The sequence below is a fragment of the Actinomadura nitritigenes genome (assembly GCF_017573545.1).
Classification (GTDB): domain Bacteria; phylum Actinomycetota; class Actinomycetes; order Streptosporangiales; family Streptosporangiaceae; genus Spirillospora; species Spirillospora nitritigenes.
The window spans coordinates 209,241-226,168 of the sequence record NZ_JAGEOK010000005.1; the positions used below are offsets into that span (position 1 = coordinate 209,241).

Sequence of the window (16,928 nt, forward strand, 5' to 3'; positions counted from 1 at the left end):
GACCTGTCCTCGACAGCTCCCTGACGCCCGGCTGCGACCCTCGCGGCATGAGGTACGAGGACATCCACGTGGCGGGGATCGGCCGCCACCTGCCCGACCCGATCGAGACGGCGGACGCGGAGAGACGCGGGCTCTGCGCCCGCAAGGACGTCTGGCGCACCGGCATCGAGGCCGTGTGCGTCTCCGCGGAGGCACCGCCGGTGATGGCGGCGGACGCCGCGCGGCGGGCCATGGCGGACGCCGGCGCGGACCCGTCCGACATCGAACTGATCCTGCACGCCAGCGTCCACTACCAGGGGCACGACCTGTGGGCCGCCGCCTCCTACGTGCAGCGCGAGGCGGTCGGCAACGCCTGCCCCGCCGTCGAGGTGGGGCAGCAGTCCAACGGCGGTATGGCGGCGATCGAGCTGGCCGCCTCGTTCCTGGCGGCCCGGCCCGCGGGAGCCAAGGCGCTGGTGTCGACCGGCGACCGGTTCGCCCTGCCGGGCTTCGACCGCTGGCGGACGGACCCGGGCACGATCTGCGGCGACGGCGGCACCGCGATGGTCCTGGCGCGCGGCGCGGGGACTCCGGAGGACGGGCGGGACGCCGTCCTGCTGCGCAGCGCGGTCTCCGTCTCGGACCCGGGCCTGGAGAAGCTCGGACGGGGCGCGCGGCCGTTCGCGGACGCCCCGCTGGAGGCGGCCCGCCCGATCGACGCCGAGACGCCGCGCGAGGAGGCGGTCTCCGAACTCGGCTTCACCGAGGTCCTGCGGCGGCTGCGGGACGGGCAGGTGCGCGCCGTCGAGGGCGCACTGTCCGAGGCGGGCGTCGAGCGCGGCGACATCGACTGGTTCGTCCTGCCGCACCTCGGCCTGCCGAAGATGAACGTGCAGTTCTTCGAGCCGCTCGGCGTCGACCGCGAGCGGACGACGTGGGACTGGGGCAGCCGGATCGGTCACCTCGGCGCCGGGGACCAGATCGCCGGGCTCGGCGAGCTGGTCGTCTCCGGCCGCCTCGCGCCCGGTGAGCGCTGCCTGCTCGCGGGCGTCGGCGCGGGCTTCACCTGGTCCGCGGCAGTGGTGGAGCGGACGCGGGCCGGGGCGGGCTGAGCCCCTCGGGGTCCCAGCGCGGTCCGGGCCGCCGCTCCGCTCCTCGCGGGGCGGCGGCCTCGTCCGCGCGGTCTCCGCCGTCCTGCCCGCCGTGCACGAGCACGGCGACGAGCGCCGCCAGCTCCCGCTCGTCCAGGCGGCCCTTCACGATCTCGAAGTCGGCGCTCATCGCGGCTCTCTCCCCTGCCGGCCCGCGTCCCCGCGCGGGCCGGTGGTCACGCGCGGGCCGGTCGTCACGCGCCTGCCGGTGGTCACTGCGGCTGGTTCCCGTGCTTGCGGCTCGGCCGGGGCACGTACTTGGCGGCGAGCATGTCGAGCGCGTCGACGATCCGGACCCGCGTCTCCGCCGGGTCGATCACCTCGTCCACCAGGCCGCGCTCGGCCGCGTGGAACGGGTCCATCAGCTCGCGCCGGTAGTCCTCGACGCGGGCCCGGCGCTCGGCCTCCGGGTCGTCGGCGGCGGCGATCTCCCGCCGGTACACGACGTTCACCGCCGCCTCGGCGCCCATCACGGCGATCTCGTTGGTCGGCCAGGCGAGGGACACGTCCGCTCCGATCGACCGCGAGTCCATCACGATGTACGCGCCGCCGTACGCCTTGCGCAGGACGAGCTGCACGCGCGGCACGGTGGCGTCGCAGTACGCGTAGAGCAGCTTGGCGCCGTGCCGGATGATCCCGCCGTGCTCCTGGTCCACCCCGGGCAGGAAGCCCGGCACGTCCACCAGCGTCACGATCGGGATGTTGAACGCGTCGCAGAACTGGACGAACCGGGACGCCTTCTCCGCGGCGGTGATGTCCAGGACCCCGGCCGTCTCCGCGGGCTGGTTGGCCACCAGCCCGGTGACCCGGCCCGCGAACCGGACGAACGCGCACACCACCGTCGTGCCCCACATCTCATGGATCTCGAACATCTCACCGTCGTCGACGATCTCCTCGACGACGGCGCGCACGTCGTAGGCGGCCTTCGCGTCGACCGGCACCATGTCGCGCAGCGCCGGGCACGACCGGTCCGGCGGGTCGGCGGTGGGCCGCTCGGGCGCGAACCGGGTGTTGTCGGACGGCAGCAGCGACAGCAGGTACCGCACGTCCGCGAGGCACTCCTCCTCGCCGTCGTACATCGCCTCGGCGACCCCGGTCCGGGACGCGTGCACCTCGGCGCCGCCCAGCTCCTCATGGGTGATCGTCTCGCCGGTGACCGCGCCGACCACGTCCGGGCCGGTGATGAACATCTGCGCGGTGTCGCGCACCATGAAGACGAAGTCGGTGAGCGACGGCGAGTACGCCGCGCCGCCCGCGCACGGGCCGAGCATCACGCTGATCTGCGGGATCACCCCGGAGTTGCGGACGTTGCGCTGGAAGATGCCGCCGTATCCGGCGAGCGCGGTCACGCCCTCCTGGATGCGCGCGCCCGCCCCGTCGCAGAGCCCGACCAGCGGCGCGCCCGCCTTCGCCGCCAGGTCCATGATCTTGTGGATCTTGGCGGCGTGCGCCTCGCCGAGGCTGCCGCCGAAGACCCGGAAGTCGTGCGCGTAGGCGAACACCCGCCGGCCCTCGACCAGGCCCCAGCCGACCACGACGCCGTCCGTCGGCGGGCGCCGGCCCTCCATGCCGAAGCCCTGCGCCCGGTGCCGCCGAAACGTCTCGATCTCGGTGAAGGTGCCCTCGTCGAACAGCAGGTCGAGCCGTTCCCGGACGGTCAGCTTCCCCTTGGACCTCTGGGCCTTCATGCCCCGGTCGCCGCCGGCCTCGGCGGCGGCGCGGCGCTCGGCCTCCAGCCGGGCCACGCGGGCCCTCATCTCAGACACTCCCGTACCCTCCGTCGGCGAAGACCAGCGGTCTGGCGTCGCGGAGCCGGCCCGCCGCCACCACCAGGCCGACCACCACGTGGTGGTCGCCGAGCCCGACGACGTCCACGACTCTGCAGTCGACGAACCCGGCGGCCTCGGCGAGCACCGGCGATCCCGTCGCCGCGGTGACGACCTCCTGCCCGGCGAACCGGTCCACCCCGGGCGCCGCGAAACGGCGCGCCAGGGGCTCCTGGCCGGCGCACAGGAAGCTCACCGCGAAGCAGCCCGCCCGTTCCACCACCGGCCACGTCCGCGACCCGGATCCGATGCAGAACAGGACGAGCGGCGGTTCCAGCGAGACGGAGGTGAACGAGTTCATCGTCGTCCCGGCCGGTCCGCTCCCGGCGTCCGCGGCCGCCACCGTCACTCCGGTGGCGAAGCCGCGCATCACCGAGCGGAACCTGCCGGCCTGCACGGGTCGGATCTGGCGGAGCACGGCGGTCCTTCCGCTGGGCGAACGATCGCCGACAACGTAGGACGCGCGCGTCGAGCCCGGTTCGCGTCCCGTCAGAGCCCGGCCGTGCGGGAGGACAGGCGCGGTTCTAGTGCTCGTTCCGCGGGGGTTCGATGAGGCCCGCGTGGGAGGCGCGGTTCACGGCGTCGAGCCGCGACCCCGCGCCGAGCTTGGCGAAGATGTTGCGCAGGTGGCGCTTGACCGTGGCCTCGGTGAGGGAGAGCCGGTTCGCGATCTGCCGGTTGGTGAGCGCCCGCGCGGTGAGCTCCAGCACCTGCCGCTCCCGCTCGGTGAGCTGGACCGGCTGCGCCCCGTCGTCCTCGGGCAGGCTGCGCCGCGAGACGCTCAGCACGATGCGCTCCGGATCCTCCACCGCCTGGATCGCCGCGACCAGCTCGTGCCGCGTGACCGTCTTCAGCAGGTAGCCGCGGATGCCCGCCTCCAGCAGCGCGCGCAGCAGCTCGGGGCCCTCCTGCATGCTGAGGATGATGACCTTGGTGCCCGGCGACCGCCGCCGGATGCGCCGCACCGTGGTGACGGCGTCCGGGCCGAGCCCGCCGACCTCCAGCAGGACGACGTCGGGACGCTGCTCGGTGACGATCGTGACGGCCTCGTCGCCGTCGCCGGCCTCCCCCACCACCTTCAGCCCGGCGTCCTCTTCGAGGATCTCGCGCACCCCCTGCCGGACGAGGGTGTGGCTGTCGACGATCAGAACGGTCCGCGGTGTCAAGACCGCCCCCGCGCGCCGGCGTCCGTCCGCGCCGGCCGAAGAACACCCATCACGGGGAATCCGGCGGCATGCTCACTCGGGCATTCGCTCATGAAGGCTCCGATCGGCGCGGTCTGGTTGCCGTTGGAGTCCGGACGGCGCCCACATCGCCACCCATCCCGCCGTATTGCGTTTTTGAAAGATCAACCGATTTCAGAAACACACCCCGTGACCCAGGGCGAGCCAACGGTAACACGCACCGATCTGCCCCGCCACCCGCACCCATCGCCATGACAAATCGCAACTACCCGCCTGTCAAGGCGACCGGTATCGCCACCTTCCCGAACGGCCGACTTCACTGCGGAGCACCCCTTGTTCAGCGCCCCGAAACCCGGGTTCGGGAACCGGCGCCAGCCCGCTCCCGCACCATCGGAGGCCGTCGCCGACCGCGCTCCGCGGGGCGCTCCGACGCGACGACCGGCATCGTCCCGGCCCGCCGGCGGTTTTCCCGGCCCCCGGCCAATTCCGGCCGCCATCGAATCGCGGACCGGGAATCAGGCCGTGCGGTGACGGGATGATTCCGGCGGTGCGCGCCGAGTCACATGCCGCAGAATGCGGTCGTCAACCGTCCCCCGGAGTTCCTTGCTCAAACTTCCCGATTGTCACCCCTTCCGGACCGGGAACACGGAAATCACGGCCGCCCCCCCGCGTCGCCAGGCCCTAAGAGCGCCGATGGGCGGCCCGGTGAGCCTGAGGATGCGGGGGGCGGCCTTGTCAGGTCACTGGGAAAGGACCTCCTGCGTGAGGTAGAGCGGCATCGAGTCCTCTCACTGGCTGTCGGTCAGCAGCTTCTTGTCGGAGCCGTCCGCCTTCATGCTGAAGATCTGGCCGTACGGCTGGAAGGTGTTGTCGTACAGCGCCGCCTCCTGGCGGAAGCCGTACATTCCGCTGTTGTAGAGGATGCGGCCGTCGTGGTTCCAGACGGCGTGGCCGTCGTTCGAGCCGCTGCTCGTCAGGACCCGCAGGCCGGTTCCGTCGGGCCGGATGGTGCACACGTCGAAGTTGGTGTCGCTCGTCCTGCGAGTGAAGAGGATGAGCGCGCCGTCCGCAGACCAGTCGGGAAGGTTGTCGGGCTCGGTGGTGAGGACGCGCGTCGCCCCGGTCCTGAGGTCCAGGATGCGCAGGCCCTTGGCGTCCGCGCCCCACACGCGGTAGACGATCTGGTTCCCGTCCGCCGAGTAGCTCGGGAAGCCGGCGTTGGTCGTGCCGTCGGTGAGCTTCTCGAAGCCCGAGCCGTCGCTCCGCACCCGCGCGACCACGGCGGTCATCTCCGCCCGCTCCTGGAACCAGCCGCCGAGGCCGAAGGCGATCCATTCGCCGTCCGGCGACCACGCGGGCCGGAACGCGCCGGCCAGCCCCTTGGCGATCAGCACCGGGTCGAGGCCGCTGGTCGCGTTGTCGAAGACGACCCGGCGGTCCGTGCCGTCCGGGCGCAGGGTGACGATCGAGGAGTTGCCGAGCTGCTTCTCGGTGATGGCGAGGCGGCCCTGCCTCGACAGGACGGGGAACACGTCGCAGTGCCGGTACTCCCAGTCGGAGTCCCAGCTGTAGAGCGGCGTGTCGAGCGGGCGCGGCGTGAAGCCGACCTTCTGGTAGACCACCGACTTCCCGTCGGGCGTCCACACCGGGGAGCGCAGCGCCCGCTTGACCGCCGGCAGGGTCCCCGCCGTGTAGGCCAGGCCCTCGTCGGCCCCGCCCTTGACCAGGTAGCCGATCTCGGTGGCGTTCACGTACTGGGGCGAGACCTTCAGGTCGGGACCGGAGGTGTGCTCGACGCGCGCGCCGGTCGCGACGTCGACCGAGACGATCTGGGACTCGACCCTCCCGATGCCCTCCGGGCGGTGGGCGAGCCAGGTCCCCTCGGTCGTGATCTCGTAGAAGACGATCCGGCTGCCGTCCGGCGACCACTTCGGCGAGCCGAGGCAGTAGCCCGGCCGGGACGCGACCTGCCGGAACCCGGTGCCGTCAGGGCGGATGACGTAGATGCCGAGCTCCTGCGTGTGCTCCCAGCCGCGGCCGTCGTCATGCCCGCGCCAGGCCGTGTCGCGGTCGCTGGAGAAGGCGATCCACCGCCCGTCGGGCGACCAGGACGGGCGGAAGTGGCCGTCGGGAAGGGCGGGGTCGCCGGCGACCGGCGAGCCGCCGGTCAGGCAGCGCGTCGCGTTGGTGCGCAGGTCGAGCACCCAGATGTGCGCCTTGTGGTCGCCGCGGGTGGAGACGAAGGCCAGCCTGGTCCCGTCCGGTGACAGGACGCCGGAGTCGTTCATGGCCGCGCCGACCACCAGGGGCTGGATGCCCGTGCCGTCGATGCGGGCCCGGTAGAGGCAGGAGTTCCCGTCGCCCGTCCGCTCCGAGGTGAAGACGACCGATCGGCCGTCGGCGGAGACGGCGGCGTTGTAGTCGTATCCCGCCGTCGCCAGCAGTCTGCGCTCGTTGCCGCCGTCGCTGTCGCAGATGTAGAGGTCCGAGGACGACGGACCGATCCGGTTCATCAGCATCACGCCCTTCTTGCCGGCCGCGGCGGACGCCACGGAGAAGGGCCTGGGCAGCAGGGTGGCGCCGACCGTGACCGCGCCGGCCGCCAGGAACGTCCTGCGCCTCATGCTGGTTTCCATCGCTCTACCATTCCTTTCGCTCGTCCCCCGAGCCTTCTCCGGAATGGCGGTGGGGCCGTTCCCGCCGCCGGGTCATGTCACGACTGGCCATCGGCCGGCAGGTACGTGTTGGTCCAGTTGTCGGAGGTGACCTTCGCGCCGTCGGGGAGCGCCCCGAGGGAGTTGACGAAGGCGAGGGTCTTGGTCCATCCGGCGTCGTCCATCGCGCCGCTCTTCGGCCACTCGACCAGCGCGACGCTGCTCTGCAGCACCGGGTCCGGGACGCCGGACTGAACCTTCCGCGCCACGCTCAACACCGTCGGGTCGCCCTGGTGGGTGGCCAGGTAGCCGTTCGCCTGCTGGACGGCCGCGACGAACTTCTTGGCGGCGGACGCGTGCCCCGACAGGTACGTCTTGGTCGCCACGACGACCTCGCCGTATCCGGCCTGGGCGGCGGCCCACATGGGGGCCTTCTTCGGGTCGACCACCGGGCTGGGCGGCCGCCATCCCCAGCCCGTAGGACGCGCCGGAGAGCATCCTGCACGAGGAGGTTCGGGCACCACCAGACGCCGATCTGCCCAAGGACGAGCAGTGCGATCCCCGGCGCGAGGACCCAGGCGTCCGGCCGTCAGCCGCGAGACGGCGAGCATCAGGCCGCTTGCGACGTAGAACAGGCCGGAGCCGCCGATGCCGCGCCCGAGCGCGTAGGCGGCCATGAAGGTGTTGATGCCGGCCGTGCCGAACATGAGCAGGAACATGACCGACGCGGGCCGCCAGGCGTCGCGGTCGACGATGCGGGTCCACAGCGGGCGGGACGGCTCGACGCCCGGCTCGGCCGAAGCGGCGGCCAGCCCATCGGGCTGCGCGGCGGTCAGACGATCTGCGGCGCCAGGCCGCCGAGGGTCAGCACCCGCCGGACGATGGGTCGCGGGTTGCGGATCCGCAGGGCGCCGGCCTCGCGGTGCAGCCGGTTGCGGGCCCAGATCAGGGTCGACAGGCCGGTGCAGTCGAGGAACTCCAGCCCGGACATCTCCACCACGAGCGTGCGGGGCCGGTCGGCCAGGGCGGCGCGGACGGCGGCGCGGAACCGGTCCTCGGCGGCCATGTCGAGCTCGCCGGACAGCAGCATCACGATCGTGTCGCCGCGGTGGCTGGTGGTGATGCCCGGCGGGTGCGGCGCCCCCGGGGTCATGGCGTCGCCGTCCCCGGCCGCCGTCAGCGGCTGCGTCATGGTGTCACTCACCTCCTGGGCGGGGGCCGGGCCGGCGAGGCGGCCGGCCGGCGGGGTTCTGGCCGAGCGCGGTCAAGCGTGCGGCCAGTTCGTCGCGTTCGCGGGTGAGCTCGTCGAGTTCGTGCTGGAGCTCGAAGATCCGCCGGATGGCGGGCAGCGTCATGCCCTCGTCCATCATGGTGACGACCTGCTGGATGCGGCCGATCTCCCAGCGGCTGTAGCGGCGCTGCCCGCCGGCCGAGCGCTGCGGCGAGACGACCTGCTGGGTGTCGATGCGCCGCAGGAACGCCTGCTGCACCTGCAGCATGTCGGCGACCTGCCCCACGGTGAACAGGGCCGCGTACTCGTCATCGATCGGCAATCCCATAACGGCCCCTCTCACTGTGCGGCCCTCGTCCCGCGCCGCGTCTCGTGCGTCGACGCGGGCCGCTCGCCGGCGGTCCGGCCCGGTCGATGTGCGTTCCCGGGGCGAGCCCACTTAAGATCATGGCTGCGCGCCTGCCGGGTGTGAAAGCCGACGACCTGGCCCGGCGGGCGCCGCGCACCCACCGGGCCATGGCCTGCGTCGTCACCGGCCATCGCGCCGGCGCCGGAGCGTTCCGGCGAGCGCTCGGACGCGGGAGGCGATGGCCGCATGCCGGTCAGCTCTTGATCGCCCTCTGGTCGCCGGTGTGCTGGACGGCGACCTTGCGGGGCCTGGCCTGTTCCAGGACGGGGATGCGGACGGCCAGGACGCCGTTGTTGTAGGCGGCCTCGATGGCGTCGGCGTCCAGGTGCTCCGACAGGTAGACGCGGCGGGTGAAGGCGCCCATCGTGCGCTCGCGGACGAACACCCGCTCGTTGTCACCGAACTCCTCCTCGCGGCGCGCGGTGACGGTCAGCACGCCGCGGTCCACGGTGACCTCGATCGAGCCCGGGTCGATACCGGGCAGGTCGAACCGCAGCACCACATCGTCGGCGCGGCGGATCCCGTCCATCGGCATGCCCGCACCGTCCCCGCGACCGCCCAGCCCCGCCTGCCGGACCGCACGGTCGAATTGACGCTCGAACTCCTGCACGAACGGATCGATCGACGTCAGCAGCATCCTTGCTCACCTCCGAAGATCCCCGGGACCTCCACACCCCGGGACTACCACTGCCTCACAGGAAGAACCCTGCAACTGAAATTATAGGTAGCATGCCGCCGCGGTTGTCAAACACTGGTTCCCCCTCCGGGACGGCCCGCGTCGCTTCGGCTCCCGGGCGGCCACAGGAGAAAGGCCCCCGGCCGACCATCGGCCGGGGGCCGGCGGGCTCACCCGGTGAGACGGTGCAGGTCGGTGAGGATCTCGGAGGCGGTGACGGGGTCGAGGTCGCCGAACGCGAGGGGCTTCCCGGAGTAGCGGCCCGTCAGGAGCATCACGCGTTCGATGCGCTGCTCGGCGTACTCCTCGGGATCGAAGACGCGGATGCCGGGTTCGAAGGTGACCATCAGGTGCCGCTCGTCCGGCGTCATGAGCATCACCTGCCGGCGGAAGCCGCCGGTCTCCTTCTCGCCGAGCGTCCAGCCGCGGGACGTCAGGCCGAGGATCCCGCCGAAGTGGACGGAGCCGCCCTCGAAGCGGGACAGGCGGTCGCTCCCCCGCTCGTCCTCCGCGAGGGCGTGCACGGGACGGCCGAGCTGCGGGAACGGCTGCAGGATCTCGTAGTCGGCGAAGATCGCGGCCCAGTCCCGGAGGGCGCCCTCGCCGAGGACGAGTGGGTGGGGCAGCGCGACCCGGGCGTCACCGGGAAGCTCGAAGGCGTCGTCGCGGACGTCGGCGAGGGTCCCATCCTCGGCCACCCGGAACGCGTCCGTCCCCGCCGACCACACCAGCCGCCGGGCGATGTGGCGCATGAGCGGGTGCGCGACGAACAGCGCGGCGAACTCCTCGGCGGTCCAGGTCCGCCCGGCCACCATCGCCGCCTCCAGCCGCTTGACCTGCTCCGCGGCGACGGTGCGGGCCTCCTTCCTGAGGTCGGTGAACCGCTTGTACGCGGCGGAGGCGAGGGCGTCGTCGTCCTTGGCGCCCGGCTTCGGCAGCGTCTTGCGAGGCTTGCCGCTCTCCGCCTCGGTGACGAAGGGCCGAATCTCCTCGTCGAAGCCCACCACGAAGCGGCGCGGCCCGTAGTCGAGCGTCAGCGAGCCGTCGGCGTCGAGTCCGAGGTCGGGGACGAGCCGGTCGGCGAGCTGCTCCTGGGTGAGCCCGCGCTGCTCGGCGGCGCGCTTCAGCGCGTCCCGCGCGAACCGCCCGATCCACTTCTGGTCGGTGGCCTTGTTCGCGAGCCGGTCCAGGTGCCGGAGGGCGCGGTCGGTGCCGAGGCGGCTGAAGAGGCGGAGCGCGGACTGCCCGCCCGACTCCCACACGTAAGCCCTGGACCACCGTGCGACGATCGGCGCGAGCCGGTCGGCGGTGGTGTCGTCGCCCCACTCGGCCAGGGCGTACTGCACGCCCGGCGACGCCCACAGTTTGGGATGGCGGTCGGCCTCGTAGAGGGCCCAGGCGAACTCCGCGAGCGACTCCGGGTCGAGGGGCGCGGTGACCAGGGGGACGCCGGCGTACGGCTTCTGCCTCTCGGAGATGGCCAGCATCGTCAGGAGGTTCCTGGTCGCGGCCGGGGGAAGCGCCTGACGGCGAAGGCGCAGCAGGATCCGCGGCAGCCGTTCGGGATCCCAGCCCTGGGGCAGCTCCGGCAGCGGGTCGGGGTACAGGTCGAGCGGGTCGGTGCGCAGCCTGGAGACCGCCTGCACGGCCTCGTCCCCGTAGTACCCGGCGGCCTCCACCAGGACGTCGTGCCCGTGGCGTCGCGCGACCGAGCGCAGTGCCGCCTCGGCGCGTTCCCGCTTGGGCCCCGGCTTGCGCAGCGCGTCCGGGATCGTCAGCCGCACGGCGTCCACCCCGTGCAGGTCGTACCAGGCGTCCTGCGCCTCGTCGCTCCCCCTGCCGTCGAAGTCCTTGATCATGGCTTGGGCGACGGCGTGGTCCAGGAAGGGCTCGAGCGCGTACACGCTCCATTTCTTCTTCTTCGCCTGGTGCAGCGCGGGCGGGTAAGCGGCCATCTCGTGACGTGCCACCGCGCCGCGGTCGGCGCCGACCGAGAAGTCGGCGAAGGCGTCCCAGTAGCGTTCGTCGGCGAGCAGCTTCTCGCCGAGCTCCCGGGGCGCCTGCATGACGAGCCCCATGTAGAGGTGCTCGAACCGCGACCGGGACCGCCACTCGCGCGGCTTCCAGAGTTCCAGGGCCCGGTCACCGGCGAAGAACGCGGCGAGCTCGTCCCAGTCGGTGTCCTCGGGCATGCGTTTCTGCGAGTACTCGTACGGCGCCTGCAGCCACTTCTCCCGCCGGCCGGGCGCCCAGCGGACGACGGTCGGCTCCCGCGGCGCCTTCAGGCCGAGGACGGCCGGCGGTCCCTTCGTCCCGCCCTTCCAGGGCGGCTGTACGAGCAGGGCGGGCAGTGCGCTGTCGGGGGCGTCCTCGACATGGGGGTCTCGTGTCATCGTTTCCAGTATCGCGGCCGGCGGACGTTGTCGATCATGAGACGTCCCGGCCCGGCTCCAGGTTTCCGCTCGCACGGCGGCCCGTCGATCGCCTACCGGGCGTCCCCGCCCTGCGCGAGGCGCCGAAGGTGCTCGCGGCCCCGCGCCGCACCCCCGACGACTCGCCCCCGCGTGACGGCGGCATGGGCGAGCCGGTCAGGCGGTCGTGCGCGACAGGCGGCCGGGGAGGTCGGTGAGCCGCTCGATGCGGAGCACCGCCTCGTCCGCCGCCGGGGACGGCCCGCCGGTGACGAAGTCGATGCCGCGGTCCAGCCAGATGCCGGTGAGCCCGGCGAGGGCCGCCGCGTTCACATCGCTCTCCAGCATGTCGCCCACGTTGACCGCCTGAACGGGGTCCGTCCGCATCAGCCGGCACGCGGTGGTGAAGGCGTCGGGATCGGGCTTGGCCGCACCGAGATCGGCCGGGGTCAGGACGGCCTCGAAGTAGCCGAGCAGGCCGAAGCGGGCGAGCTTGGCGCGCTGCTGGTCAGGGTCCCCGTTGGTGAGGACGGCCAGGCGCGGCCCGCCGGTGCTCCGCTTCAGGGCGTCCAGGCACGGCCGGACGTCGGGGTAGCTCCGCCAGGACTCCTCGAACACGGTGAGGTAGCGCTCGGCGAACCAGGCGTCCAGAAGGCCGGGACTCTCGGGGACCGGCTCGCCCAGCATCGGCAGGAAGGAACGGAGCCTGCGCCGGTGATGCTCGGCGAAGGAGCACCGGCCGGCGAGGTACTCCCGCATGTGCCGCCCCTCCAGCGTCCACCACAGCGTCACCAGTTCGTCCGGTGGAGCCGTCGCGTGCGGCGCCTCCCGGACGATCCGGCCGATCGCCTCCAGGACCGCGCGCCGGTGATCGACCAGGGTGCCGTCCAGATCGAAGAACACCACGTCCGCCATGGGAGCATCATCCCCCCATGCCCGGTGCGGGCGCCGCTCCCCCGGCGCGTCCGCTCTAGCCCTCGATGAAGATCAGGTCGGTGATGGGCTTGGTGAGCCGGACGGTGTCGCCGGTGACCTCGACGACGGTGTCGAACCCGGTCGCGTGGGCGTCGGAGATGACGTACAGCCGGTCGTTGAGGGTGGCCATGTACGCCTTGAAGCCGGCGAGCGAGGGGTCGCCCGGCGCGAGGGCGTAGTACTCGGCCAGGCGGCGGAACAGCTTGGGCAGGATGACCAGCCGCTCTGACAGATCGTCCTGGGCATGGATGGTCGCGCCGCCGGTGGTGGCGTCGGAGGCCCAGACCCCCGTCCCGGCCGTGCGGGCGGCTTCGGCGGCCTCGGTCAGCGTGGCGCGCAGGTCGGGGTAGAGCTTGCTGTAGAAGGTCGGGTAGACCAGCCCGTCGGCCAGCAGCCGGTGGTTCACGCTGGTCTTCAGCAGCGCGGAGTCGGTGAACACCGGTTCCAGGTCGGGCCGGTCGGTGTCGCCGGCGAAGGCGAACGCGACGGGGCGGCCGTACTTGTCCCCGAACCGGGTCAGGATGTACCCGGGCGTGGCGTCCGGCGTCGCGCCGGTGACGACCTCGCCGTCGCGGACCACGCCGGTGAACCCGATCAGCTCCAGCAGCCGGGAGCCGGCAGCGTGGGCGAGCTCCAGCGGCTGGTGCATGCTGTGGCCGCCGTGGCCGGGCGGCGTGTAGTGGGTCTCCAGCGCGTCGATCGCGTCGAGCCGCAGCTGCGCCGCGCCGCTCGCGCCGAGGCGCACGTTCAGGTGCAGCCGGGTGAACGCGTCCGCGGCGCTCGGGAAGAAGTGCACGGAGTCCCCGTCGGGCTGGCTGTGCACGATCCGGTACTGGCCTTTGATCAGATACAGCGACACCGTGCTCTCCTCACGGCCGGCGACCTCGTCCGGTCCCGAGTCAAGCAGTGATCGGACGGCTACACGCCGCTCTAGCCGAGGTTGGCCACAAAATCGACCCCGCGGTACCGCTTCATTCCCTGTGATGTCGGTGACCGTCACGTTCTCGAAGCCGCGCTCAAGAAACAGCTCGACCGCGGCGTCTCTCAGCCGCTCCTCCGCGCGAGGCATCCAGCGGGGCATGCGCCGACTCTAGCCGCCGTCCGTCCGCGCTCGGCCGCGGAGAAAACCGGTTGCTTCTAGCGGAGCATGCGCGCTGAATACTACGCATGGCCGACATTCAGGGGTCCTACGACGACCCGTTCGCCGCGGTGCCCGATGCGCTGGCGGGGCTGCTGGACAGCGGGGACGCGGGCGGCTCGGTCGCCGTCTTCGTGGACGGCGAGCCCGTCGTGGACGTCTGGGGAGGGTTCGCCGACGCGGACCGCACGGTCCCCTGGCAGCGCGACACGATCACCAACGTCTGGTCGGTCACCAAGACGATGACGGCGCTGTGCGCGCTGGTGCTGGCCGACCGCGGCGACCTCGACCTCGGCGCGCCGGTCGCGCGGTACTGGCCGGAGTTCGCCGCGGCGGGCAAGGAGAAGGTGCTGGTGCGGCACCTCCTCTCGCACACCGCGGGCCTGCCCGACTGGGACGGGCCGGTCGAGGAGCTCTATGACTGGCCGTCCGCCACCGCCCGTCTGGCCGCGCAGGCTCCGCAGTGGGAACCGGGAAGCGCGGCCGGGTACCACTCGCTCACCCAGGGGTTCCTCGTGGGCGAGGTCGTCCGCCGGATCACGGGCCGGAGCGTCGGCGAGTTCTTCGCCGAGGAGGTCGCCGCGCCGCTGGGCGCCGACTTCCACATCGGCCTGCCCGCCGGGCACGACCACCGGGTGGCGCTCACGGTCCCGCCGCCGTCCCGGGACGAGAGCTATGCCGCCGGCGCGCCCGGCGGTGGCGCGTCCCCCGCGACCGGCGCCACCACAGTGAGGGTGCGGGACGGGAACAGCGTCGCCTGGCGCCGCGCGCAGATTCCCGCGGCGAGCGGATTCGGCAACGCCCGCTCGGTCGCCCTCGTGCAGTCGGTCATGGCTTGCGGAGGTGCGATCCGCGGGCGGCGGCTGCTGTCGCAGGCGGGTTGTGATCGTGCGCGGGAGGAACAGTTCCAGGGCGTGGACCGCCTCCTGGGCATGCCGGTCCGGTGGGGCCTGGGCTACGGGCTTTTCGGCAGTGCCTACGGGTGGGGAGGCTGGGGCGGCGCGATCGTCGTGGTGGAACCCGGCGCCCGCATGGCGGTGGCGTACGTGACGAACCAGATGCGCGAACCCGCGGACGACGATCGGGGGATGGAGATCATCGCGGCCGCCCACGACGGCCTCGGCCGCCTCACCGACTGAAGACCGTGCGGCGGGAGGTAGGGCGCGCCGCGCGGCGCGCCCTACCTCCCGGCGGGTCGGGGGGGATCAGGTGGTGGGGCTGGTCCAGCCGGCGGGGATGTGCGCGATGCGGACGCGCTGCGGGTGGTCACCGACCGGCACGGAGACCACCTTCTGGCCGGTGGCGAAGTCGATCGCGGTGACCTGGTCGGCGCCGCTCTCAGAGATGACGCAGTCGCGGCCGTCGCCGCTGACGGTCGCCCAGTACGGCTTGGACGCGGTGACGAGCGGGCCCTCCTGGAGGGTGGCGCGGTCGACGATCGTCGCGTAGTCGTCCATCGTCCCGGCGACGCACAGCTTGGCGCCGTCGGGGCTCATGGACAGGCCGTGGTGGCGCGAGTCGTTGACGAAGGTGGTGCGGTCGTCGCTGGTGGCGGGGTTCTTGGGAAGGGTCTTGATGCGGGTGATCTTGTCGGTGGCGACGTCGTACTCGATGAAGCCGTTGAAGAAGGAGACCTGGAAGTACAGCTTGGAGAAGTCGGGGGTGAACACCGCGGGTCGGACGGCGTTGGACAGGTCCTTGCGGCCGAACGCGTCCAGGCGCGCGCGCATGTCGATGGTCTTGACGACCTTGTAGGTGGTCGCGTCGGCGATGGTGATGTGCCGGTCGCCCTTGGTCCAGTCGAGGGACGGGTCGTCGAGGTCGGTCTCGACGTTGCCGATGGACATGTTCCAGATGTACTTGCCGTCGGCCGTGAAGATGCTCTCGTGGGGCTTGTCGCCGGAGGCGAACGACCCGAGCTGCTGGCCGGTGTTGATGTCGAGCACGTGGACGGTCTTGCTGAGCGAGGCCGAGACCGCGACCTTGGTGCCGTCGGGTGAGACGGCCATGTGGTCGGCGCGGTAGCCCGACACCTGGAAGCGCCACCTGACCTTCCCGGTGGCCAGGTCGATCGAGACGACGTCGCCGAAGCTGGGCCGCGAGGCGACGAGGGCACTGCCGTCGGGGGTGGAGTACAGGTCGTCGACGAGCTGGTCGTGCCCCTCTCCGGCGGTCGCCCGGATGCCGAGGAAGACGGCGAGGCGGACGGGGTTGGTGTAGATCTCGGTCAGGCGCTGGGCCTTGTCGGGAACGACGTTGATGCGGCCGATCTTGGCGAAGTCGCCGCTGGGGTTGATGACGTCGGCGGTGCCGTCCCAGTTGTTGCCGACGAACATGACCTCGCGCAGCGGCGCGGCGGCGGCAGCGGAGGCGAGGGGGGCGGAGACCGGGGCGATGGCGCAGGCGGCCAGGACGGCCGCTGCGGCGAGGCCCCGCAGGCGCCGGCGCCTGCGGGCGGGGAGGATCCGGGCGGGGGCGGGTTCAGCGTGCATGAGTGCTTCTCCCAGGGGGGTGGGAACGCGGACCGGGAAGTCTGAAATTGGCCGTTTTCAGACTTTGGTTACTGGATGGTAGGCGGGGGTGACGCCCGTCACAAGAGCGATGCGGGAAGATTCTGTGCAGCACCAGGCGGAGGGCGGAGTGGCGGGCAGGAGCACCCCCGGGGCGGGCCGGTACCGGGGCAAGGACGCGGACGAGCGGCGGGCCGAGCGGCGCCGCCGGTTCCGCGACGCGGGCCTGGAGTCGTTCGGAGCCGGCCCGGGCTACCGGGGCACCCGGCTCGCCGACCTGTGCAGGACGGCCGGGCTCTCGACGCGCCAGTTCTACGAGGAGTACCGCACCCTGGAAGACCTTCTGGCCGACCTGCACCTGTACGTCAACGACGTCGCCGAGCAGGCCGTCATCGACGTGCTCCCCCGCGTCCAGGACCGGCCGCTGCCCGAGCGCATCACCACGATGCTGCGCGCCTACGTCAAGGGCGCCACCTCCGACCCGCGGCACGCCCGCATCGCCTACGTCGAGGTCATCGGTGTCAGCCCCCGGATGGACCGCCAGCGCCTCGAACGCCGCGCCACCTGGATCGACTTCATCGGCCGGACGGCGGACCAGGCCGTCGAGCGCGGCGAGATGCCCCCGGGCAGCTACCGCATCGCCGCCACGGGCTTCATCGGCGCCGTCAACGGCCTCATGCACGACTGGGTCGTGGGATGGGTCGACGCGACGCTGGAGGAGATCGCCGACGAGCTCCTGCAGATCCTGCTGGGCCGATACAAGATCACGCTCTGAGAGCGCCGG

The 16,928-nt window shown here is 72.3% G+C and carries 16 protein-coding genes; 3 read left to right on the plus strand and 13 right to left on the minus strand.

Going from position 1 to position 16,928, the window contains the following annotated elements:
• The first annotated feature begins 47 nt into the window (after positions 1 to 47).
• Positions 48 to 1,091: a ketoacyl-ACP synthase III family protein gene (locus J4557_RS09120; protein WP_208266006.1), complete on the plus strand. Its 1,044-nt coding sequence runs from the start codon at positions 48 to 50 to the stop codon at positions 1,089 to 1,091.
• Here J4557_RS09120 and J4557_RS09125 read toward each other — a convergent pair.
• From J4557_RS09125 to J4557_RS09180, 12 genes are all read right to left on the minus strand, one after another.
• Positions 1,042 to 1,260, minus strand: coding sequence for a hypothetical protein (locus J4557_RS09125; protein ID WP_208266007.1), 219 nt, complete (start codon positions 1,258 to 1,260; stop codon positions 1,042 to 1,044). The two genes, J4557_RS09120 and J4557_RS09125, sit on opposite strands and share 50 nt — an antisense overlap.
• Positions 1,261 to 1,342: 82 nt before the next feature.
• Complete coding sequence (locus tag J4557_RS09130) at positions 1,343 to 2,887, minus strand: acyl-CoA carboxylase subunit beta (protein WP_208266179.1); 1,545 nt, start codon at positions 2,885 to 2,887, stop codon at positions 1,343 to 1,345.
• Between the two features lies 1 nt (position 2,888).
• On the minus strand, positions 2,889 to 3,374 hold the full coding sequence (locus J4557_RS09135; protein WP_208266008.1) for a flavin reductase family protein: 486 nt from the start codon (positions 3,372 to 3,374) through the stop codon (positions 2,889 to 2,891).
• A gap of 106 nt (positions 3,375 to 3,480) precedes the next feature.
• Positions 3,481 to 4,122, minus strand: a complete 642-nt coding sequence (locus tag J4557_RS09140; RefSeq protein ID WP_208266009.1) for a response regulator — start codon at positions 4,120 to 4,122, stop codon at positions 3,481 to 3,483.
• An 806-nt stretch (positions 4,123 to 4,928) separates the two neighbouring features.
• On the minus strand, positions 4,929 to 6,764 hold the full coding sequence (locus J4557_RS09145) for a PD40 domain-containing protein (protein WP_208266010.1): 1,836 nt from the start codon (positions 6,762 to 6,764) through the stop codon (positions 4,929 to 4,931).
• A gap of 89 nt (positions 6,765 to 6,853) precedes the next feature.
• On the minus strand, positions 6,854 to 7,501 hold the full coding sequence (locus J4557_RS09150; protein WP_208266011.1) for a substrate-binding domain-containing protein: 648 nt from the start codon (positions 7,499 to 7,501) through the stop codon (positions 6,854 to 6,856).
• Positions 7,502 to 7,626: 125 nt separating this feature from the next.
• Complete coding sequence (locus J4557_RS09155; RefSeq protein WP_208266012.1) at positions 7,627 to 7,986, minus strand: STAS domain-containing protein; 360 nt, start codon at positions 7,984 to 7,986, stop codon at positions 7,627 to 7,629.
• A gap of 4 nt (positions 7,987 to 7,990) precedes the next feature.
• The gene (locus J4557_RS09160) at positions 7,991 to 8,353 is read right to left on the minus strand and encodes a MerR family transcriptional regulator (protein WP_208266013.1); all 363 of its coding nucleotides are present in this window, start codon (positions 8,351 to 8,353) and stop codon (positions 7,991 to 7,993) included.
• A 274-nt stretch (positions 8,354 to 8,627) separates the two neighbouring features.
• On the minus strand, positions 8,628 to 9,071 hold the full coding sequence (locus tag J4557_RS09165; protein WP_208266014.1) for an Hsp20/alpha crystallin family protein: 444 nt from the start codon (positions 9,069 to 9,071) through the stop codon (positions 8,628 to 8,630).
• Positions 9,072 to 9,280: 209 nt separating this feature from the next.
• The gene (locus J4557_RS09170; protein ID WP_208266015.1) at positions 9,281 to 11,503 is read right to left on the minus strand and encodes a DUF4132 domain-containing protein; all 2,223 of its coding nucleotides are present in this window, start codon (positions 11,501 to 11,503) and stop codon (positions 9,281 to 9,283) included.
• A gap of 195 nt (positions 11,504 to 11,698) precedes the next feature.
• Positions 11,699 to 12,436 carry an HAD family hydrolase gene (locus tag J4557_RS09175; protein WP_208266016.1) on the minus strand — a complete coding sequence of 246 codons (738 nt, stop codon included), beginning with the start codon at positions 12,434 to 12,436 and terminating at the stop codon, positions 11,699 to 11,701.
• Between the two features lie 55 nt (positions 12,437 to 12,491).
• Positions 12,492 to 13,355, minus strand: a complete 864-nt coding sequence (locus tag J4557_RS09180) for a hypothetical protein (RefSeq protein WP_208266017.1) — start codon at positions 13,353 to 13,355, stop codon at positions 12,492 to 12,494.
• A gap of 308 nt (positions 13,356 to 13,663) precedes the next feature.
• Between J4557_RS09180 and J4557_RS09185 the strand changes: the two genes are divergently transcribed.
• Positions 13,664 to 14,773, plus strand: coding sequence for a serine hydrolase domain-containing protein (locus J4557_RS09185; protein ID WP_208266018.1), 1,110 nt, complete (start codon positions 13,664 to 13,666; stop codon positions 14,771 to 14,773).
• A gap of 66 nt (positions 14,774 to 14,839) precedes the next feature.
• Here the strand turns inward: J4557_RS09185 and J4557_RS09190 are convergent, their stop codons facing one another.
• On the minus strand, positions 14,840 to 16,126 hold the full coding sequence (locus J4557_RS09190) for a YncE family protein (RefSeq protein WP_208266019.1): 1,287 nt from the start codon (positions 16,124 to 16,126) through the stop codon (positions 14,840 to 14,842).
• A gap of 124 nt (positions 16,127 to 16,250) precedes the next feature.
• On the opposite strand from J4557_RS09190, the gene J4557_RS09195 reads away from it, so the two are divergent.
• On the plus strand, positions 16,251 to 16,919 hold the full coding sequence (locus J4557_RS09195; RefSeq protein WP_243775484.1) for a TetR/AcrR family transcriptional regulator: 669 nt from the start codon (positions 16,251 to 16,253) through the stop codon (positions 16,917 to 16,919).
• Positions 16,920 to 16,928 lie beyond the last annotated feature (9 nt).